General features: G+C 69.3%; 21 protein-coding genes, 1 tRNA gene and 1 pseudogene. 10 read left to right on the top strand and 13 right to left on the bottom strand.

All coding sequences use genetic code 11. From position 1 onward, the window contains the following. The 3 genes from GT007_RS22505 to GT007_RS16105 form a co-directional block, all read left to right on the top strand. Positions 1-180: hypothetical protein (locus GT007_RS22505; protein ID WP_236571696.1), on the top strand; the 180-nt coding region annotated here is incomplete at its 5' end. 110 nt (positions 181-290) lie between these two features. Then, positions 291-1,232, top strand: a complete 942-nt coding sequence (locus GT007_RS16100) for a Bug family tripartite tricarboxylate transporter substrate binding protein (protein ID WP_160122654.1) — start codon at positions 291-293, stop codon at positions 1,230-1,232. Continuing rightward, positions 1,232-2,356, top strand: a complete 1,125-nt coding sequence (locus GT007_RS16105) for a serine hydrolase domain-containing protein (RefSeq protein ID WP_160122655.1) — start codon at positions 1,232-1,234, stop codon at positions 2,354-2,356. Before GT007_RS16100 ends, GT007_RS16105 begins: the two co-directional genes overlap by 1 nt. Positions 2,357-2,393: 37 nt before the next feature. Here GT007_RS16105 and GT007_RS16110 read toward each other — a convergent pair whose 3' ends face one another. Both GT007_RS16110 and GT007_RS16115 read right to left on the bottom strand, forming a co-directional pair. Then, positions 2,394-3,488 carry an isocitrate/isopropylmalate dehydrogenase family protein gene (locus GT007_RS16110; protein ID WP_236571697.1) on the bottom strand — a complete coding sequence of 365 codons (1,095 nt, stop codon included), beginning with the start codon at positions 3,486-3,488 and terminating at the stop codon, positions 2,394-2,396. A 303-nt stretch (positions 3,489-3,791) separates the two neighbouring features. Then, entirely contained in the window at positions 3,792-4,760 is a 969-nt protein-coding gene (locus tag GT007_RS16115; RefSeq protein WP_160122656.1) for a Bug family tripartite tricarboxylate transporter substrate binding protein, read from the bottom strand. Positions 4,761-4,841: 81 nt separating this feature from the next. Between GT007_RS16115 and GT007_RS16120 the strand changes: the two are divergent. The 3 genes and pseudogenes from GT007_RS16120 to GT007_RS16130 all read left to right on the top strand — a co-directional run bounded on the left by GT007_RS16120 (position 4,842) and on the right by GT007_RS16130 (position 6,338). Next, positions 4,842-5,198 (top strand): annotated as a pseudogene (locus GT007_RS16120) (glyoxalase superfamily protein). Positions 5,199-5,675: 477 nt separating this feature from the next. Then, positions 5,676-5,996: a DUF6968 family protein gene (locus tag GT007_RS16125; RefSeq protein ID WP_160122657.1), complete on the top strand. Its 321-nt coding sequence runs from the start codon at positions 5,676-5,678 to the stop codon at positions 5,994-5,996. A gap of 93 nt (positions 5,997-6,089) precedes the next feature. Next, positions 6,090-6,338: a DUF6968 family protein gene (locus GT007_RS16130; protein ID WP_408015556.1), complete on the top strand. Its 249-nt coding sequence runs from the start codon at positions 6,090-6,092 to the stop codon at positions 6,336-6,338. Between the two features lie 6 nt (positions 6,339-6,344). Here the strand turns inward: GT007_RS16130 and GT007_RS16135 are convergent, their stop codons facing one another. From GT007_RS16135 to GT007_RS16150, 4 genes are all read right to left on the bottom strand, one after another. Further along, positions 6,345-7,502: an acyl-CoA dehydrogenase family protein gene (locus tag GT007_RS16135; protein ID WP_201451951.1), complete on the bottom strand. Its 1,158-nt coding sequence runs from the start codon at positions 7,500-7,502 to the stop codon at positions 6,345-6,347. A 75-nt stretch (positions 7,503-7,577) separates the two neighbouring features. Then, a complete protein-coding gene (locus GT007_RS16140) occupies positions 7,578-8,699 on the bottom strand; it encodes a CaiB/BaiF CoA transferase family protein (RefSeq protein WP_160122659.1) in 1,122 nt (373 codons plus the stop codon). Between the two features lie 33 nt (positions 8,700-8,732). Next, entirely contained in the window at positions 8,733-9,539 is an 807-nt protein-coding gene (locus tag GT007_RS16145) for a hypothetical protein (RefSeq protein ID WP_160122660.1), read from the bottom strand. A gap of 59 nt (positions 9,540-9,598) precedes the next feature. Further along, a complete protein-coding gene (locus GT007_RS16150; protein WP_160122661.1) occupies positions 9,599-10,231 on the bottom strand; it encodes a LysE family translocator in 633 nt (210 codons plus the stop codon). Positions 10,232-10,414: 183 nt separating this feature from the next. Between GT007_RS16150 and GT007_RS22900 the strand changes: the two genes are divergently transcribed. Next, entirely contained in the window at positions 10,415-12,061 is a 1,647-nt protein-coding gene (locus tag GT007_RS22900; protein ID WP_160122662.1) for a methyl-accepting chemotaxis protein, read from the top strand. A 31-nt stretch (positions 12,062-12,092) separates the two neighbouring features. Here the strand turns inward: GT007_RS22900 and GT007_RS16160 are convergent. The 3 genes from GT007_RS16160 to GT007_RS16170 all read right to left on the bottom strand — a co-directional run bounded on the left by GT007_RS16160 (position 12,093) and on the right by GT007_RS16170 (position 12,656). Beyond that, positions 12,093-12,168: transfer RNA gene (locus tag GT007_RS16160), tRNA-Glu, on the bottom strand. 15 nt (positions 12,169-12,183) lie between these two features. Beyond that, the gene (locus GT007_RS16165; protein ID WP_160122663.1) at positions 12,184-12,375 is read right to left on the bottom strand and encodes a DUF2256 domain-containing protein; all 192 of its coding nucleotides are present in this window, start codon (positions 12,373-12,375) and stop codon (positions 12,184-12,186) included. Then, positions 12,375-12,656, bottom strand: a complete 282-nt coding sequence (locus GT007_RS16170) for a DUF6476 family protein (RefSeq protein ID WP_201451952.1) — start codon at positions 12,654-12,656, stop codon at positions 12,375-12,377. The genes GT007_RS16165 and GT007_RS16170 overlap by 1 nt, the downstream gene beginning before the upstream one ends. On the opposite strand from GT007_RS16170, the gene GT007_RS16175 reads away from it, so the two are divergent. After that, positions 12,656-13,627 carry an RluA family pseudouridine synthase gene (locus tag GT007_RS16175; protein ID WP_236571699.1) on the top strand — a complete coding sequence of 324 codons (972 nt, stop codon included), beginning with the start codon at positions 12,656-12,658 and terminating at the stop codon, positions 13,625-13,627. The genes GT007_RS16170 and GT007_RS16175 overlap by 1 nt on opposite strands. 242 nt (positions 13,628-13,869) lie before the next feature. Further along, a complete protein-coding gene (gene rpoH / locus GT007_RS16180; protein WP_160122664.1) occupies positions 13,870-14,730 on the top strand; it encodes an RNA polymerase sigma factor RpoH in 861 nt (286 codons plus the stop codon). Between the two features lie 36 nt (positions 14,731-14,766). Here the strand turns inward: rpoH and GT007_RS16185 are convergent, their stop codons facing one another. The 4 genes from GT007_RS16185 to hpnI all read right to left on the bottom strand — a co-directional run bounded on the left by GT007_RS16185 (position 14,767) and on the right by hpnI (position 19,345). Continuing rightward, entirely contained in the window at positions 14,767-15,717 is a 951-nt protein-coding gene (locus GT007_RS16185; protein ID WP_160122665.1) for a lysylphosphatidylglycerol synthase domain-containing protein, read from the bottom strand. Continuing rightward, a complete protein-coding gene (hpnK, locus tag GT007_RS16190) occupies positions 15,714-16,544 on the bottom strand; it encodes a hopanoid biosynthesis-associated protein HpnK (RefSeq protein ID WP_160122666.1) in 831 nt (276 codons plus the stop codon). Before hpnK ends, GT007_RS16185 begins: the two co-directional genes overlap by 4 nt. 151 nt (positions 16,545-16,695) lie before the next feature. Next, positions 16,696-18,132, bottom strand: coding sequence for a hopanoid biosynthesis associated radical SAM protein HpnJ (gene hpnJ / locus GT007_RS16195; protein ID WP_201451953.1), 1,437 nt, complete (start codon positions 18,130-18,132; stop codon positions 16,696-16,698). Positions 18,133-18,229: 97 nt separating this feature from the next. After that, a complete protein-coding gene (hpnI, locus tag GT007_RS16200; protein WP_160122667.1) occupies positions 18,230-19,345 on the bottom strand; it encodes a bacteriohopanetetrol glucosamine biosynthesis glycosyltransferase HpnI in 1,116 nt (371 codons plus the stop codon). Between the two features lie 45 nt (positions 19,346-19,390). Here hpnI and GT007_RS22830 point away from each other — a divergent pair, with 45 nt between their 5' ends. Next, entirely contained in the window at positions 19,391-20,467 is a 1,077-nt protein-coding gene (locus tag GT007_RS22830) for an MlaA family lipoprotein (protein ID WP_160122668.1), read from the top strand. The last annotated feature ends 36 nt before the right edge of the window (positions 20,468-20,503 follow it).

Consider the following 20,503-nt stretch of genomic DNA (forward strand, 5'->3'; position numbering starts at 1 on the left):
GGCCGCGAACAGCTTGGCGAACAGCCGGAACTGGGGCTCGGAAAGTTTGGAACTTTTGACGTACCGGTTCACAAGTCTTTTCATAGCATTAGCGACCTTTCAGACGCTCGTGCTAGTCGAGACCCTTGTATAAATTTGTCAGGCGAAACCTTCGCAGGTTCCGAGCCGTCCCAAAACTGATGGAAAGTAATGGGGGGTTCTCGGGGGGAAAGTCATTTCCCCCCGAGCGGGAGTGTGAGGGCAGCGCCCTCACCCTTGCGCGCTTCCCCCATCCTGCCACCATACCCGGCATGCTGCGCCGCACCTTCCTCCTCACCCTCGCCGCCACGCCGGCCCTGGCTTTCGACAAGCCCATCCGGCTGATCGTGCCTTTTGCCCCGGGCGGATCGCAGGATGTGCTGGGGCGGTTGCTCGCCCAGGCGGCCGCGCCTTCGCTTGGCCAGCAGGTGGTGGCGGAAAACCGCGCCGGGGCGGGCGGCGTGCTGGGGGCCGAGGCGGTGGCGCGCGCGGCGCCGGACGGCAGCACCCTGTTGCTGGCCACGGCGGGGCAGTTGACCATCGCCCAGGCCATCGGGCGGCGCCTGCCTTATGACCCGATCGGCAGTTTCACGCCCATTCTGCATCTGTCGGACAGCCCGGTGGCGCTGCTGGCCGCCCCCGACATGCCGGTGAACGACATCGCCGGGCTGCTGCGCCTGGCGCGGGAGGCACGGGAGCCGCTGCCCTATGCCTCCACCGGCATCGGCACCAACACGCATCTGATCATGGAGGATCTGAAGGCCCGCGCCGGGCTGAATGTGGAACACGTGCCCTATCGGGGGGCGGCGGCGGCCTTCAACGACCTGGCGGCGGGGCGCATCCGGCTGATGTTCGTCTCGGTGCCGTCCGTGCTCACCTCCAACGCGGCGCAGTTCAAGGTGCTGGGTGTCACCTCGCGCAGGCGCTTTCCGGCCTTGCCCGACACCCCCACCCTGATCGAGGGCGGCGTGCCGGATTTCGAGGCGAGCATCTGGACCGGCCTCGCGGGGCCGGCCGGCATGGCGCCCGCGGTGGTGGCGCAGATCGCGGAGGCCTTCACGGCCGCCTTGCGCTCCGAGCTGTTCCAGGCCCGGGTGGACAGCTTGGGGGTGACAGTGAATGGCGCGGATGGCGCGGCCTTCGGCGCCATGCTGCGGGATGATCTGGCGCGCTGGACCCAGGTCGCGCGGCCGCTGAACATCCAGCTCGACTGATGAGCCTGTCCGCCCCCGTCTTCCGCCTGCCGCCCGGCGGCGAGTTCCTGCTGCTGCCGCCCACGCTGCAGCCGCATGCCTATGCCAATGTGGACCGCATGTTCGCCACGCGCACCATCCGGCGCGGGGCCACGGTCACGCCCCTGCCGCGCGGACCGGCGCTGTCGCCGGGTTACGCGCATGGCGGCGTGGGCGAATACATGGACCGCGCCTGTGTCGCCGGGCTGCTGGTGCTGCGCCAGGGGCAGGTGGTGATGGAGCACTACGCGCTGGGCCTGCGGGAGGATGTGCGCTGGTCGTCGATGTCCATGGTGAAGTCGCTGACCTCCACCCTGGTCGGCGCCGCGATCAAGGATGGGCATATCGGCGGCCTGGCGGACAAGGTTTCCGATTACGTGCCGGGGGTGCGGGGCTCGGCCTATGACCGGGTCTCGGTGCGGGACCTGATTACCATGTCCTCGGGCGTGGGCTGGAGCGAGGACTACACCGACCGTTCCTCCCATGTGAACCAGTACAGCCGCTGCCTGGGCGAGAAGCGGGCAGGGGGCGTGCTGGAGATTTTGCGCGGGCTGCCCGCCGAGCACGCGCCAGGCAGCTTCTTCCACTACAACACCGGCGACACCTTCCTGCTCGGCTGCCTGCTGACGGCGGCGACCGGCGAAACCCTGGCGAGCTACATGAGCCGCAAGGTGTGGGAGCCCCTGGGGATGGAGCAGGACGGCTTCTACACGCTGGAATCCGAGGGTGGGCAAGAGATCGGCGGCAGCCGGGCCGGGGCCACGCTGCGCGATTACGGGCGGTTCGGGCAGTTCATCCTGCGCGGCGGCGACGGCATCCTGCCCGAGGGCTGGGTGGAGGAAGCCGCCACCCCCCATTTCGCGCTGGAGCCGGGCCAGAGCAGCTATGGCGCCACCGGCTATGGCTACAGCTGGTGGATCGACGCCGACGGGGCGATGGTGGCGGTGGGCTTCGCCGGGCAGTCGCTGTACATCAACCGGGCGCGGGGGGTGGTGATCGTCACCCTCTCCGCCCAGCCGCAGCCGCCCTTTGCCGCCGCCTATGGCCGGGATTTCCGGGCGGAGCGGCAGGGGTTCCAGGCGGCCTTGATGGCTGCGCTGCCGTAACGTCCTCCGGCTGGCGGTGGTAAGGGCGCGGGGCGGTTCAGGGCGTGGGGACGCCCGCTGCGTTGAGGCGCCGCACCACCGCCGCCCCGGTCGCCCGCGTGCCCAGCCTGCCGCCCACATCCACCGTGGCCTCGCCTGCCCGCACGGCGCCCTCCACCGCGGCCTCGATCGCGCGGGCCGCGGACGCGAAGGCCTCGCTGTCCAGGCGCTGGGCGTGCCAGTCCAGCAGCTGCGCGGCAGACAGGATCAGCGAGAAGGGGTTGGCCCGGTCCTGCCCCGCGATGTCCGGCGCCGAGCCATGGGCCGCCTGGGCCATGGCGTGCTCCACCCCCGCATTCACCGAACCGCCGAGCCCGATGCTGCCCGACAGCTCCGCCGTCAGGTCCGACAGGATGTCGCCGAACATGTTGGTGGTAACGATCACGTCGAACTTTCCCGGCGCGCGCACCAGATGCGCGGCCATCGCGTCCACGATGTATTCGTCCAGCGTCACGGCGGGGAATTCGGCGGCGGCCTTGCGGCATTCCTCCAGGAACATCCCGTCGCCGATCTTCAGGACATTGGCCTTGTGCACCGCATGCACGCGCCCCCGCCGGGTGGCCGCCAGCCGGAAGGCCGCGCGCGCGATCCGCGCGCAGCAGTCCCGCGTGATCCGCCGCAGGGAGACACAGACATCCGGCGTCACCAGCATCTCGCTGCCGCCCGATTCCATGTTGCGGTCGGCGTAGAAGCCCTCCGTGTTCTCGCGCACCACCACCAGGTCGAAGGGCTCCACCGCCGGGTGCGGCACGCCCGGATAGGTGCGGGCCGGCCGCACATTGGCGAACAGGTCGAGCTTCTTGCGGAAGAACATGGAGGGGTTGATGCCGCCCTTGCTCTCATCCGTGTAGTCGAAGGTGGACATGGGGCCGAGCACCAGCCCATCGGCCGCCCGCACCTTCTCCAGCAGGTCCGGCCGCACGGTGATGCCGTGGCGGCGCAGACTCTCATGCCCGGCGATGTCGTGCTCCAGCCGCAGGCCCAGGCCGAAACGCTCCGATACCGCCTCCAGCACCGCCACGGTGGCGGCGGTGATCTCAGGGCCGATGCCGTCGCCGGGCAGGATGATCAGATGCATGGCGTTGCGGTTCATGGCGGTCCCTCGCTTGTTCTGGGGAGGGATCATAGGGGCCGAGGCGCCTTCTCCAAGGGGAGGGCGGACTGGGGAAGGCTCTGCCTTCCCCAGACCCCATCCGCTGGGGAGATAAGATCTCCCCAGGCCCCTGCGAGCAGTTTGGGGGCGGCACTAATGTTATGTATTTGATATTATTATATAAATTTATCAGCGAAACCTTCGCAGATTCCTAACCGCCCCCAAACTCCCAAAAAGTAATGGGGGGTTCTCGGGGGGGAAGTCATTTCCCCCCGAGCGGGGGCCGGGGGCGGCGCCCCCGCCTCACCCCGTCGCCAGCCCCAGCCGCCTGACCCGCTGTTCCTCGAAATCCGCCGTGCGCAGGATGAAGGTGCGGTAGTCATCGCTGTTCAGGTATTCCAGCGGCATATCCAGCCGTTCCAGCGTGGCCACATGGGCCGGGTCGTTCAGCGCGGTGCGGAAGCCGTCATGCAGGGCGCGCACGATGGCCGGTTCCATCCCCAGCGGCCCCACCAGCCCATAGGGCGAGGTGACCACCATGTCCGGGTATCCCAGCTCGATCAGCGTCGGCACGTTGGGCAGTTTGGGGGAGCGCGTGCGCGGCCACACATTCAGCGCGCGCAGCTGCCCGTCCACGATCATCTGCAACATGCTGGAGCCGGTGGCGGCGGCGTCGATATGCCCGCCCAGCATGGCGGGGATGGATTCCGCCTCTCCCCGGAAGGGCACATGCAGGAACTGCACGTTTTCCTTCTCGGCCAGTTCCACCATGGTCAGGTGCGGGGTGCCGTTGGCGCCGGTGTTGCCCATGCGCAAATCGCCCGGGCGGCGGCGGGCATCGGCCACCAGGTCCGCCCATGTGCGATAGGGGCTGTCGGCCCGCACGGTGACCATGAACAGATAGCCCGTCAGGTGGATGACAGGCGTGAAATCCGTGCGCGGGTTGAAGGCCATGCGCTGCATGAAGGGCAGGCGGATGGCGGGCAGGGCGAATTGCGCCAGCGTGTAGCCGTCGGGCCGCGCGCCGCGCATGTTGGTGGCCGGCAGGGTGCCGCCGGCGCCGGGGCGGTTCTCGATGATCACGGGCTGGCCGAAGGCGCGGGAAGCGGCCTCGGCGACGCTGCGCATCTGCACGTCGGTGGCGCCGCCCGCGGGGAAGCTGATCTGGATGGTGATGGGGCGGTTCGGGAAGGACTGGGCGGCGGCAAGGCCTGGGGCCAGGCTGGGCAAGGCGAGAGAAGCCAGCGCGAGCCGGCGGCGGTTGATGAGCATGGCTGTTTCCCTATGAATCTCTTTATGGTTGAGGCTTTCCCGGCAGCCCCACAGATGCAAGCGAATTCGGGAAGAACGAGCATGGCGATCGGCTTCGATGCACCGAACCCGGTGTTGCGCATCTTCGACGAGGCGAAGGCGCGGGAGTTCTACATCGGCTACCTGGGCTTCCAGGTGGATTGGGAGCACCGTTTCGAACCCACCCTGCCGCTGTACAAGCATATCGCGCAACGGGCTGCTGCTGGATCTCAGCGGCCATCATGGCGATGGCAGCCCGGGCATCGTGATCTTCCTGCCCATGCATGGTTAACGAAGCGCGGCTACCATCCCCTGCGCCGCGGCATCGTGGCGCAGGATTGGGGGAAGGAGATGACCATCACCGACCCCTTCGGCAACCGGATCAGGTTTTGCGAGCGGGATGCGCATGCTGTTGCATGAAGGCTGACGGGGAGTGGCGCGCCAAGCCGGTGGGGCGGCATGATGTGTTTTGTGCATAAAGTCCGACCTCCAACGCGACGGATGGTCAGCCAGGCGCAAGTGCTGCGGTGCATGTGCGGGCTTATAGCCAAATGAGGGCCGGGCATGCGGTGCAAGTGGCTTCCCATGTCCGGGCGGCGCCTCCGACCGCCGGTTATATGACGAACCCGCAGACGCAACCGGCGACTGTGGCTGATTTTGTGCGTAGGAGACGTTTGGAGATACAGGCCGCCATCAGAAACAATAATTGCGAGCTTCAACGGATCAGGGATTGGGCTGTTTGTAGATATTTTCTTAACATATCAGATTTGCGCCGATCATGTTGGGCGAGCGCCTCGGAGAGGTTTGCCCAATGTGATCGTGGTGGATGTATTCCTCCACTAATCATCGGGAGGTAACATGATGTTGGGAAATAATTCTAGAGCGCCCTTCGAGGTCATGGTCACGCGGCAGTTGGATGTGGACGGCGAGCCGCTCTTCCTGATTGAGATCGGCAAACCCTATGCTGAAGCCGATGGCACATGGTTCTGTCCCTATCGCATCCAGGGGCCGACGACGTCCTTCGTCAACCGAGATGCCGGCGTCGATGGCATGCAGGCTCTTCTCAACGTGCTCTATGTGCTGAGCGCCAAAGCCGAGACATCTGTCGAAAACCAGGAAGGCCGCCTGACCTGGGGCGGGCAGAGCGAACATTTTGGCTTCCCGTCTCACGAGGCGGACCCTGAGTTAAGGGAAGCGCGTCGTCGGCAGGGCCGCTGAGCCAGGCATCGTCATCTTTCCACCCCTGCGGGCCTGGCCGAATTTCATGCCGAGTTAACGCATCGCAGCTACCTGTCCCTGCGCCCCGGCATCGTGGCGCAGGATTGGGGAAAGGAGATGACCATCACCGGCCCCGAGACGCGCTGTATGCAGCGGATGGGGGGTGTGGACGGCATGCAGGCGCTACTCAACGTCCTTTATGTGTTGAGAACGGAAACCGAGGTTGCCATCGAGAACAAGGAAGGCCGCCTGACCTGGTGCGAACAGCGCGAGCATTTCGGCTTCCCGTCTCACGACGCCGACCCCACTTTGCGGGAGGTTCGGCGGCTGCAAGGGCGCTGACCCGCTTCACAGCGTGCGGGCGATGATCTCCTTCATCACCTCGCTGGACCCGCCATAGATCCGGCCCACCCGCGCATCCGCCCAGGCGCGGCCGATCTCGTATTCCGCCATGTAGCCATAGCCGCCATGGATCTGCAGGAAGGCATCCAGCAGCCGGTTCTGCATCTCCGTGCCCAGCAGCTTGGCCGCGGCCGCTTCCTCGGCCGAAAGCTCGCCGCGCATGTGCCGGCCCAGGCAATCGTCGAGGTAGACGCGGTACATGCCGATCTCGGCCTTCGCCGAGGCCAGGGTGAAGCGGTGGGTCTGGAAATCGAACACGGCCTGGCCGAACACCTGGCGCTCCCGCGCATAGGCGATGGTCTTCTCCAGCATCGTCTCCATGCTGGTGGCGGCGCGGATGGCGATGATCAGGCGTTCCTGCGGCAGCTGGTGCATCAGCTGGTAGAAGCCGCGATTCTCCACCCCCAGCAGATTGTCCAGCGGCACGCGCACATCCTCGAAGAACAGCTCCGAGGTGTCCTGCGCGTGCATCCCGATCTTTTCCAGGTTGCGGCCCTTGGTGAAGCCCGGCGTGCCTTCCTCCACCGCGATCAGGGAGATGCCGCGCCGCCCCGCCTCCGGGTCGGTCTTGCACACCACGATGACGATGCCGCAATTCTGCCCGCTGGAGATGAAGGTCTTCTGCCCATTGATCACCCAGTGGTCGCCGTCGCGCCTGGCCGAGGTGCGGACCGCCTTCAGGTCGCTGCCCATGCCGGGCTCGGTCATGGCGATGGCGGTGATCATCTCGCCGCTGGCCATCTTCGGCAGCCACTCGCGCTTCCTCGCCTCGGAGGCATAGGTGCTGAAATAGGGCACCACGATATCGGAATGCAGCTGGAACGCGACGCCCGAGGCGTTCACCCGGGCCAGCTCCTCCAGCACCACGGCGGCGTGGCCGAAATCGCCCCCGGCGCCGCCATATTCCTCGGGCAGCATGGTGCACAGCAGGCCCTGTTCGCCCGCCTTGCGCCACACCTCGCGCGGGACCAGCCCCACCCGTTCCCATTCGCGGTGGTGGGGCGCGATCTCCCGCTCCACGAAGCGGCGCACCTGGGTGCGGAACATCTCATGCTCGGCGGTCAGGACCGTGCGCTGGCGCGGGATCGGGGTGGGGGTGTCCATGGGGCGTCATCCTTCCAGAAGCGGCGTTGTCGCTGGAGCGGCTCATCCCCGGCCTGATGGATCGCGGGCGATCCGTCAGGCCGGGGGCTGCTCCAGAAGTTCCGCGATCTCCGTCGCGGTGAAACCGGATTCCTCCAGGATCGCCCGGCTGTCCTCGCCGCGCAGCCGGGCGGGCGCGCCCGGGGAGGAGGGGGTGGCCGAGAAGCGTGGCGCGGGCGCGGGCTGGGTGATGCCCTCGCGCTCGAAGAAGGTGCCGCGCGCCTGGTTGTGCGGGTGGGTGGGCGCTTCCTCCATCGTCAGCACCGGGGCCACGCAGGCGTCGCTGCCGTCGAAGATCGCGGCCCAGGCGTCGCGCGTGCGCGTCAGGAAGACGGCGGCGAAGCGGGCGTGCAGGGCGGGCCACAATTCGGGCTTCAGCCGGTCGGCGAACTCGCCCTCCGGCAGTTCCAGCCGGCGGAGGAATTCGGCGAAGAATTGCGGCTCCAGCGGGCCCACGGCCAGGAAGCCGCCGCAGCCGCAGCGATAGACGCCGTAATAGGGCGCCCCGCCATCCAGCATGTTACCCCCGCGCGGGGCGGACCAGCGGCCCGTGCCCTTCATGCCATAGATCGGGGCCATCAGCTGGGCCGCGCCGTCGCTCATGGCGGCGTCGATCACCTGGCCCTGGCCGGTGCGCGCCGCGTGCAGCATGGCCGCCATCAGCCCCATGGCCAGCAGCATGCCGCCGCCGCCGAAATCGCCCACCAGGTTCAGCGGCGGCACCGGCTGGTCCTTGGTGCCGATCGCGTCCAGCGCGCCGGTGATGGCGATGTAGTTGATGTCATGCCCCGCCAGCGGCGCCAGCGGGCCGGTCTGGCCCCAGCCGGTCATGCGGCCATAGGCCAGGCGCGGGTTGCGGGCCAGGCACACATCGGGGCCGAGGCCCAGGCGCTCCATCACCCCCGGCCGGAAACCCTCGATCAGCGCGTCCGCCCGTTCGACCAGGCGCAGCACGGCGCGGGTGGCGGCGGGGTGCTTCAGGTCCAGCGCGATGGAGCGGCGGCCGCGGCCCATCACATCGCGCCGTGAGCCGGGCGGGCCCTCGCGGCGTTCCACGCGCCACACCTCGGCCCCCATGTCCGCGAGCAGCATGGCGCAGAAGGGGCCGGGCCCGATGCCCGCCATTTCAATGACCCGCAGGCCCTGGAGTGGACCCATACCGCTTCCCCCGCATGTTTCGTTGGGGGAAGCCTAACCCTGGGGGGCGGGTTCGTCCATGCGGAAAGCGGCTTTTGTTTCGACAGGCGAAACGTAGCGCCGGGCCGGGTCCCCCACGAAATCATGCGCGCCGACATGGGTCAGCCGCCCCGCGGTATCCAGCCACAGCTTGCCGCCGATCGCGCGCCAGCGCCGGCAGAAGGTGAAATCCTCGCTGAGATAGGTGCCGGTGGCGGGGTCGATCACGCAGTCGAACAGGGCATGGCAGGGGCTGCCATCGGGCATGGCCGGGGTGGCGGCGCCGATATGCTCGTAGCGGGTCTCGGGATAGGCCTGGATCATGCGCTCGACCATGTCCCGCCGGGCGAGCATGAAGCCGGTGCCGGCATAGGTGCCGGTGACGAAATCGCCGCAGCGCTCGGCCTCCGCCCCCGTGCAGGCCTGGCCGACATAGAGCAGGGAGGCGCTGTCCGGTGCCTCGCCGAGGGCCATGCGGGCCTGGGTGGCGGCATCCCAGCTGCGGACCTTCAGCGGGTAGATGCCGGCCACCAGCTCCTTCCCGGCGGCCAGCATGCGGGCCAGCTGGTCGGGTTCGAACAGGATGTCGGAATCGGCGAACAGGATGTGCGTGGCCCCCGGCGTGGCCAGGAAGCGCGCCAGCAGCGTGTTGCGGCTGCGGGTGATCAGGCTGTCATGGCCCAGCATTTCCAGCGTGAAGGTCACGGCCTGGCCCAGCGGGCTGCAGATCAGCTTCAGGATGGAGAGCATGTAGCCCTGGTGCACCATCGCCCCGAAACAGGGGGTGGCGATGACCACATAGGGTCGCGGTGGTTGCGTCATTCTGACGCCCTTCTGCTGTGTCGGGCGGCAGTGATGGGGCGGGGGTGGTTAACCGGCCGCTAGCGGCCCAGCAGGATGCGCGCGCCGAGCCCCAGGAACAGCCCGCCCATGGCGCCCTCCAGCCAGCGCGCGGCCCGGCCCTGGCGCAGCCGGGCGGTCAGCCGCCCCGCCCCATGCAGCAGCAGCGCGAAGAAGGGCAGCGACATCAGCGGCAGCATCGGGCCCAGGATCAGCATCTGCACCCAGGCGGGCGCGCGGCCGGGGGCCACGAATTGCGGCAGGATGGCCAGGAAGAACAGTCCCACCTTGGGGTTGAGCAGGTTGGTCAGGAAGCCCTGCCGGAAGGCGCCGGCCATGCCGCCGGGCCCGGCCGGGCGCGGCGCGATGCCCTGCTGGCCGCGCCATGCCGCCCGCAGCGCCTGCGCGCCCAGCCAGAACAGGTACAGCGCGCCCGCCCAGCGCAGCGCCTGGAACAGCAGGGGATTGGCCGCCAGCAGCGCCGCCACGCCCAGCGCGGCCATGCCGACATGGCAGGTGGCCCCGGCCATGATGCCGGCGGTGGCGGCCCAGCCGCGCCGTGCCCCGCCCGCCATCGCCTGGCCCAGCGCGAAGGCCATGTCCGGCCCGGGGGTGACGATCAGCACCAGGCAGGCGGCCACCCAGGCCAGGAGGAGATGGGGATCGACGGGCATGGCCCGCAAAGTGCCAGCCCGTGCCCGTGGCGGGCCAATGCGAAAATCTGCGGTGCCGCATCAATGCCGCTGATGCCAGGCCGGAGTGTATTTACCTGATGTTTGATGTTTGCCCCGAATGTGCCCGCATATGTGCCTGCGCATGGGGCGCGCACATCCGAGGCAACCAGGACTTTCCGCAGCATGAGCAGCGACACCGAGCAGGACAAGCGCCTCGCGGCATTCCGGATCACGGCGGAGGATCTGCGCCTGCTGCGCGGCCTGGCCCCCTTCGCGCGGGACCGCCTGCCGGCGCTGCTGGTGGAACTGCACCGCGAATTCGCCCATTGGCCCGAAATCCAGAACGCGCTGGCCCGGCCCGAAGTGCACCGGGCCCGGGTGTCCCACTGGTGCCGGGTGGTCTCGGGCGATGTCGGGCCGGGCTTTCTCGAATCGGCCGATACCCTGGCCTCGCTGTTCTATGCCCATGGGGTGCCGGGCTATGCGGTGGCGATCTGCCACGCCAGCGTGATGCACGGCATCCTGGCCGATCTGGGGCTGGAGGATGCCGGCGCGGGCCGCGGCTGGCTGGGCGGCGCGCGCCGGCGCCAGGATGCGGCCATCCGCGCCGCCCTGAACAAGGGCGCCTGGTTCGACCTGGAACTGCTGCTGGAAACCTATGCCGCCGCCGAGCGGGCCAGCCGCGCCAGCGCCCTGACCGGCATGGCCGAGGCCATCGAGCGCGAGGCGGGCGACGCGATGGAGCAGGTGAGCACCCTGACCAGCGGGATGTCCGGCACGGCGCAGGCCATGTCCGCCACCGCCGCCCGCACCGGCCATGACGCCGACCAGGCCGCCGCCGCCGCCCTCCAGACCCGCGAGACGGCCGAGAGCATGGCCCGCGCCGCCGAGGCACTGACCCTGTCCATCAACGGCATCGTGCGGCAGGTGGGCGATTCCTCGGCCTGCGCCCAAAGGGCGGTGGTGGCCGGGCAGGGCGCGCGCGGCAGCATCGAGGCGATGTCCCGCCAGGCGGAGGAGATCGGCAAGGTGGCCGACCTGATCGCCGACATCGCGGCGCGGACCAACCTGCTGGCCCTGAACGCCACCATCGAGGCCGCCCGCGCGGGCGAGGCCGGCAAGGGCTTCGCCGTCGTCGCCAGCGAGGTGAAGCAGCTGGCCACCCAGACCGCGCATTCCACCGCCGCCATCGCCCGCCAGATCGCCGCCGTGCGCCAGGCCACCGCCAATGCCGCCGAGGAGGTGGGCCAGATGGTCGGCCTGATCGGGGAGATCGACGCCACGATCGCCGCCGTGGCCGGCGCGGTGCAGGAGCAGGGCCACGCCACCGCCGCCATCGGCCGCAGCGTGCTGGACACCGCCGGCGCCGCCACCCGCATGACCGCGCTGACCGAGGATGTACGCGCCGCCGCCGGTGAGGCCGACGCGCAATCGGGCGAGGTGCACCGCACGGCGGGCGTGCTGGAAGGGGCGGTGCGGAAGCTGCGCCAGACCGTGATCCGGGTGGTGCGGACCTCCACCCAGGAGGTGGACCGGCGCCGGGACGAACGGGTGGATTGCGACCTGCCGGCGGAACTCGACATGGGCCGGGGGATGCGCGGGGTGCGGGTGCTGAACCTGTCGGTCAGCGGGGCGCTGGTGGCGGGGGTGGAATCCGTCGCGCGGGATCAGGCGGGGCAGCTGCTGCTGGCGGGCATGCGCATCCCCGTGGCCGGCGTGACGATGCGCGATGGCCATGCCGTGCTGCGGCTGATGCTGGAGGATGGGCAGGTGCAGCAGGTGCTGGGCCTGATGCGGCAGGCGAAGGCGCGTGCCCGCAAGGCCGCGTAGCAGCCCTGAACACCAGGAGAAGAAGAAAGGATGGTGACCCCTACGGGACTCGAACCCGTGTTTGAGCCGTGAGAGGGCTCCGTCCTAGACCGCTAGACGAAGGGGCCAGCGCGAGCGGGGTATTATGATGCCCGCGCCGGATGCGCAAGCGGGGGGTGCGCATCTTCTTTGTGGGCAAGCCGCTTTCCCCGCCGGCAGGCCTCGGAACAGTAGCGCACCGCCTCCCAGTCCCGCGCCCACTTCCGGCGCCAGGCGAAGGGCCGGGCGCAGGCGGCGCAGATCTTCTCCGGCAGGTTCGGCTTGCGGTGCGCCATCAGCGCGTGGGCACCGCGCCCGACCGGACCTCACCCACCCGCCGGCCGGTCGCGGGGTCCAGCAGCCACACGCGGCTGCCCTCGGGGCCTTCCAGCCACAGGGCCAGCCGCCCTTCCACCCCAGCCATGCCCATGATGCGGTTGCCCGCGGGGATTTCCGCTGTCACATCAGCGGTGGCGGTGGCCCCGCCCATCCGCTTCGCCAGCAGCACCACCAGCGTCACGGTGCCGCCCACCAGCAGCACGCCCATCACCACCACCAGAGCATAGAGCGCCCGCATTGGCCGAAACCCCCACCATCCATGATATCGAGGCCCGGCCGGAACATGCCGGGCAGCGCGTGGACCGTTTCCTCGCGGACGCCATAGGTTCTCTGTCGCGCTCCCGCGTCAAGTCGCTGATGGAAACCGGCTGGGCCAGCCGGGACGGCCTGCCCCTGACGGAGCCCGCGGAGGCCGTGCGCCCCGGCAGCCGCTACCAGCTGAAGGTGCCGCCGCCGATTCCCGCCCGGCCCGAGGCCCAGGAGATCCCGCTGGAAATCCTGTTCGAGGATCGCCATCTGATTGTGGTGAACAAACCCGCCGGGCTGGTGGTGCATCCCGCCCCGGGCAACGCGGACGGCACGCTGGTGAACGCGCTTCTTGCCCATGCCGGGGAGGAGCTGTCGGGAATCGGCGGCGAGGCGCGCCCGGGCATCGTGCACCGGCTGGACAAGGACACCTCCGGCGTCATGGTCGTGGCCAAGACGGAGCGCGCGCACCATGTGCTGTCCGAGGCCTTCGCCACCCGCGACCTGTCGCGGGAATACCTGGCGCTGTGCTGGGGCCTGCCGGCGCCGGCCGAGGGCGATATCGAGGGCGCGATCGGCCGCCACCCGACCGACCGCAAGCGCATGGCCGTGGTCACCAAGGGCGGCAAGCACGCGCTGACGCATTACCGCACCGAGCGCGCCTTCGGCACCGGGGCCGCGCTGCTGCGCCTCAAGCTGGCCACCGGGCGCACGCACCAGATTCGCGTGCACCTGGCGCACATCAACCACCCGGTGGTGGGGGACCCTGTCTATCTGCGGCGCATCCCCGCCGCGGCCTCCAGCCTGCCCAAGGCCACGCGCGATGCGCTGCTGGCCTTTCCCCGCCAGGCGCTACACGCGGCCACGCTGGGATTCCGCCATCCGGTGACCGGAGAGGCGCTGGCCTTCAGCGCGAAACTCCCGGAAGACATGCAAATGTTACTGGACGGTATCGTAGTGTAATACGACCTTTCCGGTCGGTTTTCCTTGCAACCCGGAGGCGGTTCGGGTATTGGAACATCACGGCAACCAGCCCGGGTGCCGCATGGAACCCAAGGTCAGTACCTCGCCACTCCGTGACAGTGGCAGGCGACCGGGTGGGCCCGGGAAGGAAGTGCTGAGACCGCCGGAACACCCTCCGCCGTCACGGGGAGGATGCCCGGCAAACAGAAGGAAGGTCGACTATGGCTTCCCTTGCTATTCCGATGGCCCCTGAGGGCAACCTGTCGCGCTACCTTCAGGAGATCCGCAAGTTCCCGATGCTTCAGCCGGAGGAAGAATTCCGGCTGGCCAAGAACTGGCGCGAAGGTGGCGACGAACAGGCCGCCCATCGCCTCGTGACCTCACACCTGCGCCTCGTGGCCAAGATCGCCATGGGCTACCGGGGCTATGGCCTGCCGGTGGGTGAGCTGATCAGCGAAGGCAACGTCGGCATGATGCAGGCGGTGAAGCGGTTCGATCCGGACCGTGGCTTCCGCCTAGCCACATACGCCATGTGGTGGATCCGCGCGGCCATTCAAGAATACATCCTGCACAGCTGGTCGCTGGTGAAGATGGGCACGACCGCCGCGCAGAAGAAGCTGTTCTTCAATCTGCGCCGGCTGAAGGGCCAGATGGCCGCGCTGGAGGAAGGCGATCTGCAGCCGGAGGTGGTCGAGAAGATCGCCACCACCCTGCAGGTGCCCGAGGCCGACGTGATCAGCATGAACCGCCGCCTCTCGGCGCCGGACAACAGCCTGAACGCCCCCGTCCGCGCCGATAGCGAGGGCGAGTGGCAGGACTGGCTGGTGGACGACAGCGAGAGCCAGGAGGAGGAGCTGGCCGAGCGGGAGGACATGTCCAACCGCAAGCAGCTGCTGGCCACCGCGCTGAAGACCCTGAACGAGCGCGAGCGCCACATCCTGATCGAACGCCGCCTGAAGGATGAGCCGACGACGCTGGAAGACCTCTCGCAGCAGTACAACATCAGCCGCGAGCGGGTGCGCCAGATCGAGGTCCGTGCCTTCGAGAAGCTGCAGAAGAGCATGAAGCAGGAAGTGGACGAGCAGCGCCTGGCGCTCGCCTGAGGACCGGAGGCGGGGGGGAGACCCCTCGCCTCGATGCTATTGGCGCCGTTCCATCCAGGCCCAGGCCGCGAGGCCGGGCAGGAACAGCACCACATCCCGGAACCGCCGCGCCAGGCCCAGCGCGGCGCCGGCTGCGGGCGGCAGGCCCGCCAGCATGGCCAGCCCTACGAATCCGGCCTCCTGAATCCCCAGCGCCCCGGGCACCAGGAAGGCGGCCGAGGACAGCGCCTGGATCAGCGCCTCGATCATCACCGCGTCCGACCAGGAGATGGGGGTGCCGAGCGCCCAGCCGGCCACCCAGATCTCCAGCGCGCCGGCCAGCCAGGCCATGAACTGCCAGGCCGTGCACAGTACCGCCGCACGCGGGCGGCGCCACAGCCGGCGCATGTAGGTGTCCAGCCGCCGGGTGCTCTCGGCCAGCCCCGCCAGCCGGTCCTTGGCCATGTTGTTCAGCACGGCGATGGCGCGGCTGAGCCAGTTGGCGCGCATCACCATGATGGTGCTGGCGGCCAGCACCACCCCCACCACCACGCCCAGCGCGATGGCGGGCCAGCCCAGCACCGCCCCGCCCGCCGAGAGCAGCCCGATGCCCAGCAGCGAGAACAGCAGCTGCGAAATCAGCGACAGCGCCAGATCGGCCATCATGCCGCCGGCGGCCGCCGGGGCCTTCACGCCCCAGCGCCGCAGCAGGCGGAAACACACGATCTCACCGCCCACCCGGCCCACGGGCAGCAGGTTGTTCACGCTCTCACGGATCCAGACCTGCAGCGTCATGGCGGGCAGGGAGGGGCGGCTGTTGCCGGGCATCAGCATGGCCCAGGCCTGGGCATTCACCACCATAGCTGGGATATGCGCCAGCGCCACCAGGAACAGCGACGCCCCGGCGCCGAGCAACAGGGTGGAGACCTCAGCCAGATCCTGTTGCCACACCACCCAGACGGCGAAGCCGAGCCCCGCCACCGCCGCCAGCAAGCCGATGCGGTTCATGCGGCCAGCATCGACCTGTAGCCGCCGCGCGGCGTGCCCGCCATGGCCGCGATCACGCGCGGGTCGGTCAACGCCGCCAGCTCCGCCCGGTAGCGATAGCCGGGGGCGCCGCCCGGCACATCGTCGCGGGTGGCGGGGTGGAAATACAGCTCCGTCACGCCGCCCTTGATGCGGGGCAGGGCGGAGAGCAGGCGCTCGGCCGTGAAGGCGCCGGACCAGTGCAGGCCCACCACCCGGTCGGCGGCGCGCAGGCCCAGGCGCGTGGCCCCCTTGCGCAGGCGCTCGCACCAGGCATGGGTGATGCCGTTGGACCAGTGCACGTGCCCGCCCACCGTGGCCGGTTCCTCATCCGGCAGCCGGATGCAGGGGATTTCCTCGGCCACCGCCACCTCCATCAGCACGGCGGCGATGGCGGGGTGCAGGTGGTAGTGCTTGTGGCTGTTGATGTGGTCGGGCGTCAGCCCCGTGCCGCGGAAGCGGGCCATCTGGGCCTCGACCTCCGCCCGCAGCTCCGCCCGCGCCGCCCTGGACAGCGCCAGCGTCAGCCCGAGCCGCGCCATGTCGTCCCGGAAGCGGCCATTGGGCTGGGTCAGTGACGGGATATGGCTGGCCGGCAGCACCGGGACGCCGTCGGTCAGCACCACATGCAGGCCCACGGCCAGATGCGGGTTGCGGCGGGCGAGGCGCACCGCTTCCTCATGCGCGGGGGCGCCGACCATCAGGGAGGCCGCGGTCAGCACGCCCTCAGTGTGGGCCTGCTCGATGGCCTCGTTCACCGAGGCGTCGAGGCCGAGATCGTCGGCGTTGACGATGAACCTGCGGGCCATCCCACCCCCCATACAACAACGGCCCGATGCTCAGCATCGGGCCGGGAGCGCAAAGCGCGACCGCGCCCAGAGCAGCCGTTATGCCCGGCGCCACGGTGGCGGCGCGCAAGCCAAGCGGCCGGATGGCCGCGCCGGCGCCTGAGGCGGAAAACTAAGCCGCCTTGGCGGCCACCTTGCGTTCCTTCAGGAAGCGGAAGAACTCCACGCCCTCACGCAGGCGGCGGACCAGCATCTGGCGGTCGCGCACCATCTCACCGCAGATCGAGGCGATCTTGGGCACCCGGAAGTAGAAGCGCCGGTAGAATTCCTCGACCGAGGCGAAGATTTCCTCATGCGACAGATGCGGGTAGTGCAGCGGGGCGATCTGCACGCCATGGGCGTCCACATATTCGGTGTGGGCGGTGTCCAGCCAGCCTTCGCGCGCCGCCTGGTCCCACAGATAGGTGCCGGGATAGGGCGCCGCGAGGCTCACCTGGATGGTGTGCGGGTTGGTCTCGATCGCGAACTTGATCGTTTCCTGGATGGTTTCCTTCGTCTCGCCGGGCAGGCCGACGATGAAGGTGCCATGGATGGCGATGCCCAGCGTGTGGCAGTCCTTGGTGAACTGCCGGGCCACGTCCACCCGCATGCCCTTCTTGATGTTGTGCAGGATCTGCTGGTTGCCGCTCTCATAGCCCACGAGCAGCAGGCGCAGGCCGTTCTCGCGCATCACCTTCAGGCTGGCATAGGGCACATTGGCCTTGGCGTTGCAGGACCAGGTGACGCCCAGCTTGCCCAGCTCCTTCGCGATGGCCTCGGCGCGCGGCAGGTCGTCGGTGAAGGTGTCGTCGTCGAAGAACAGCTCCTTCATCTCCGGGAAGTTCTGCAGGATGTACTTCACTTCCGCGATCACGTGCTCGACCGAGCGCGTGCGGTAGCGATGCCCGCCCACCGTCTGCGGCCACAGGCAGAAGGTGCAACGGCTCTTGCAGCCACGGCCGGTGTAGAAGCTGACATAGGGGTGCTTCAGGTAGCCGATGAAGTACTTCTTGTAGTCCAGGTCCCGCTTGTAGACCTCGGACACGAAGGGCAGGCTGTCCATGTCCTCCAGCATCTCGCGGTCGTCGTTGTGGACGATCACGCCTTCGCTGTTGCGGAAGGACAGGCCCTTGATGGTCGAAAGGTCATGCCCCTCGGCCACATCCTTGATGGTGAAGTCGAAATCGTTGCGGGCCACCCAGTCGATCACCGGCGCGTCGCGCAGGGATTCGTCCGGCTGCACGGCCACCTTGGCGCCGATCAGGCCGATCATCAGCTTCGGGTTGGCCTGCTTCAGCGCCTCCGCCACCTTCACGTCCGACGCGAAGGAGGGGGTGGAGGTGTGCATCACGCACAGGTCGTAATCCTTGGCCATGGGCAGGATGTCCGCCATGGTCTGGCCATGCGGGGGCGCGTCGACCAGCTTGCTGCCCGGCACCAGGGCGGCGGGTTGCGCCAGCCAGGTGGGGAACCAGAAGCTCTTGATCTCCCGCCGCGCCTGATAGCGCGCGCCGGCGCCGCCATCGAACCCGTCAAAGGTGGGGGCCTGGAGGAAGAGGGTGCGCATCATCCGCGTACTGTGCCTTCATGAAACCGGGGTGGGGTGTGGGCGAAGCCGGCAAGAAGCTCAAGTGGCTTCTTCGCAATCCTCTTCAACCCAGGCCCGTTCAACCAGGGTTCATACGCCCATCCGCGCCAATACGGAAGCGCCGCCCGCCCCATGCCACCCGGCCCGGCCACAATCCGGCGATCCAGACCAGAAAGGACAGCGCATCGCGCAACGGCACCCAGGCCGGGCGGGGCGCCAGGCCTAGCGCGCGGTCGATCCGCGCCGTGGCCGCCAGCCGTGCCGCCAGCACAACCCCGAAGGCCCCGGCGATCCAGGGGTTGGAAGGCGCCAGGATCAGCCCCAGCGTGGCCCAGGGCAGCGGGTGGGTCAGCCCCAGCCCCAGATAACCCCAGGGGTTCAGCAGCCGCACCGTGCGGGCCCAGCGCAGCTCGTGCCGCCACAGCCCGCGCGGCCCCGCCTCATGCATCACATGCGCGGGCAATTCCGGCGAAACGACCACTTGCAGGCCCAGCGCCCGCACGGCGGCGCCCAGCGCGTGGTCGTCCGCCAGCAGGTCCAGGAAGGCCTCGAATCCGCCCAAGCCTGCCAGCGTCTCGGCGCGCAGGGCCATGGTGGCGCCATAGCAGCCATGCGCCTGGCCCAGGGATTCACCGAGCGCCGCGCTCGGCAGGAAATGCCAGTCCACCTGCAAGGCCGTGAGGCGCGAGAAGAACCCCGGGTCCGCCGCCACCCCCCGGTACAGGCAGGTGACGAGCCCCACCGCCGGGTCGGCCAGCGGCGCCGTCACCGCCGTCAGCCAGCGGGGAGAGACGCGCATATCCGCATCCACCACCGCCAGGACGGGGTGGGCCGCGTCGCGGGCCAGATGCACCAGCTGCGACACCTTCCGATTCGCCCCCAGCACCGCGCCCCCCAGGTTCAGCCGGGCGGGCGGGCAGAAGCGGCGGGCGACGGGCACGGCGGCGTCGGCCGGGTCGGCCACGGCCAGCAGCAATTCGTGCGGGGCCGCGTGGTCCTGGCGCAGATGGCTCGCGAGATTGTCATCCAGCCCCGGTTCCGCCCCATAGAGCGGTTTCAGCACGGAGGCCGGCAGGGCAGGGCCCGCGGGCGGGCGGGTGGCCGTCAGCCGGGCCACGGCGCGGGCGGCCAGCAGCCCCTGCGCCGCCGCCGCCAGCCCCAGCACCACAAACAGAATGGCCGCCGCTGTCAGCATCGCCGATCCGCTCTATATATCCACGCCATGCGCGCCCGCCTCTCCATGCCGATGCTGCTTCTGCTCGCTGCCTGCGGGCCCACGCAAGTGGGGCGAGGCGGGGTGGAGGTGCCCACCGCCGCCTCTCAATACGCCGGCGCGAACGATCCGGGCGACCCGCTGGAGCGGGTGAACCGCCACCTGTATGACATCAACACCGAGTTGGACGAGAGCATCTTCCGCCCGATCGCCGAGACCTATCGCGGCGTGGTGCCCGAATACGGGCGCACCCGCATCCGGCTGTTCCTGCAGAATCTCGGTGAGCCGGTGATCTTCGCCAACAACCTGCTGCAGCTGCGTTTCGACGCGGCGGGCACCACGCTGGGCCGCTTCGCGATGAACACCACCCTGGGCGGGGTGGGGCTGTTCGACGTGGCCACCGACCAGGGGCTGCGCCGCCAGACCGGGGATTTCGGCCAGACCATGGCCAGCTACGGCATGCCGGGCGGGCCCTATCTGATGCTGCCGATCCTGGGGCCGAGCAACATGCGCGACGCGATCGGCGATGGCGTGGACGGTTTCGGCAACCCGCTGCAACTGGCGATCGGTCCCTATCTGACGGCCTATACCCTGCGCACGCTGAACATCACGCGCGGGGCGATCGGCGGTGTCGATCTGCGCGCGGAGAATCTGGAAACCCTGGATGTGCTGCGCGCCGACAGCCTGGACGCCTATGCCCGGCTGCGCAGCGTGGTGCGCCAGCGGCGCGACGCGGACATCATGGAGGCCAACCCCCAGGCCGCCCGCGCGGTGGCCGGCGGCGGCACCCATGCGGTGCTGGACGACCCCGCCGCAGGCCCCACCGTGCTGGACGACCCCGGGGCGACCGGGCCCAGCGCCGTTTCCGTGCTGGATGACCCGGGCACGGCCAGCGGCGCGGAGCTCACCACGGCAACTGCCACCGGCCGCGCCCCGGCCCTGGCGCTGCCCCGGCCCCGGGTGGCGGTGGAATGGGCCAGCCAGGCCCTGCGCCAGGCGGACCTGAACACCCCGGGCGAGGCCGCCGGAGAGCCGCTGCCCCAGCCCGCTCGGGTGGACGGGCAATGGGCCGGCGAGGTGCTGCGGGGCGCCCGCACCCCGTAAGCCGCAATATTTAACGCGGCCAAGCCATTGCGCCGG

Origin of the sequence: Rhodovarius lipocyclicus, assembly GCF_009900765.1 — a bacterium.
GTDB classification, from domain to species: domain Bacteria; phylum Pseudomonadota; class Alphaproteobacteria; order Acetobacterales; family Acetobacteraceae; genus Rhodovarius; species Rhodovarius lipocyclicus.

What these genes read in the sequence shown, in the direction of transcription:
- hpnJ (WP_201451953.1), bottom strand. Translation starts at nt 18,132, where the DNA reads ATGATGCGCACCCTCTTCCTCCAGGCCCCCACCTTTGACGGGTTCGAT.
- GT007_RS16105 (WP_160122655.1), top strand. Translation starts at nt 1,232, where the DNA reads ATGAGCCTGTCCGCCCCCGTCTTCCGCCTGCCGCCCGGCGGCGAGTTC.
- GT007_RS16150 (WP_160122661.1), bottom strand. Translation starts at nt 10,231, where the DNA reads ATGCCCGTCGATCCCCATCTCCTCCTGGCCTGGGTGGCCGCCTGCCTG.
- GT007_RS22900 (WP_160122662.1), top strand. Translation starts at nt 10,415, where the DNA reads ATGAGCAGCGACACCGAGCAGGACAAGCGCCTCGCGGCATTCCGGATC.
- GT007_RS16145 (WP_160122660.1), bottom strand. Translation starts at nt 9,539, where the DNA reads ATGACGCAACCACCGCGACCCTATGTGGTCATCGCCACCCCCTGTTTC.
- GT007_RS16110 (WP_236571697.1), bottom strand. Translation starts at nt 3,488, where the DNA reads ATGAACCGCAACGCCATGCATCTGATCATCCTGCCCGGCGACGGCATC.
- GT007_RS16165 (WP_160122663.1), bottom strand. Translation starts at nt 12,375, where the DNA reads ATGGCGCACCGCAAGCCGAACCTGCCGGAGAAGATCTGCGCCGCCTGC.
- GT007_RS16100 (WP_160122654.1), top strand. Translation starts at nt 291, where the DNA reads ATGCTGCGCCGCACCTTCCTCCTCACCCTCGCCGCCACGCCGGCCCTG.
- GT007_RS16125 (WP_160122657.1), top strand. Translation starts at nt 5,676, where the DNA reads ATGGTCACGCGGCAGTTGGATGTGGACGGCGAGCCGCTCTTCCTGATT.
- GT007_RS22830 (WP_160122668.1), top strand. Translation starts at nt 19,391, where the DNA reads ATGCCGATGCTGCTTCTGCTCGCTGCCTGCGGGCCCACGCAAGTGGGG.
- GT007_RS16115 (WP_160122656.1), bottom strand. Translation starts at nt 4,760, where the DNA reads ATGCTCATCAACCGCCGCCGGCTCGCGCTGGCTTCTCTCGCCTTGCCC.
- GT007_RS16185 (WP_160122665.1), bottom strand. Translation starts at nt 15,717, where the DNA reads ATGAACCGCATCGGCTTGCTGGCGGCGGTGGCGGGGCTCGGCTTCGCC.
- GT007_RS16135 (WP_201451951.1), bottom strand. Translation starts at nt 7,502, where the DNA reads ATGGACACCCCCACCCCGATCCCGCGCCAGCGCACGGTCCTGACCGCC.
- rpoH (WP_160122664.1), top strand. Translation starts at nt 13,870, where the DNA reads ATGGCCCCTGAGGGCAACCTGTCGCGCTACCTTCAGGAGATCCGCAAG.
- GT007_RS16140 (WP_160122659.1), bottom strand. Translation starts at nt 8,699, where the DNA reads ATGGGTCCACTCCAGGGCCTGCGGGTCATTGAAATGGCGGGCATCGGG.
- hpnI (WP_160122667.1), bottom strand. Translation starts at nt 19,345, where the DNA reads ATGCTGACAGCGGCGGCCATTCTGTTTGTGGTGCTGGGGCTGGCGGCG.
- GT007_RS16170 (WP_201451952.1), bottom strand. Translation starts at nt 12,656, where the DNA reads ATGCGGGCGCTCTATGCTCTGGTGGTGGTGATGGGCGTGCTGCTGGTG.
- hpnK (WP_160122666.1), bottom strand. Translation starts at nt 16,544, where the DNA reads ATGGCCCGCAGGTTCATCGTCAACGCCGACGATCTCGGCCTCGACGCC.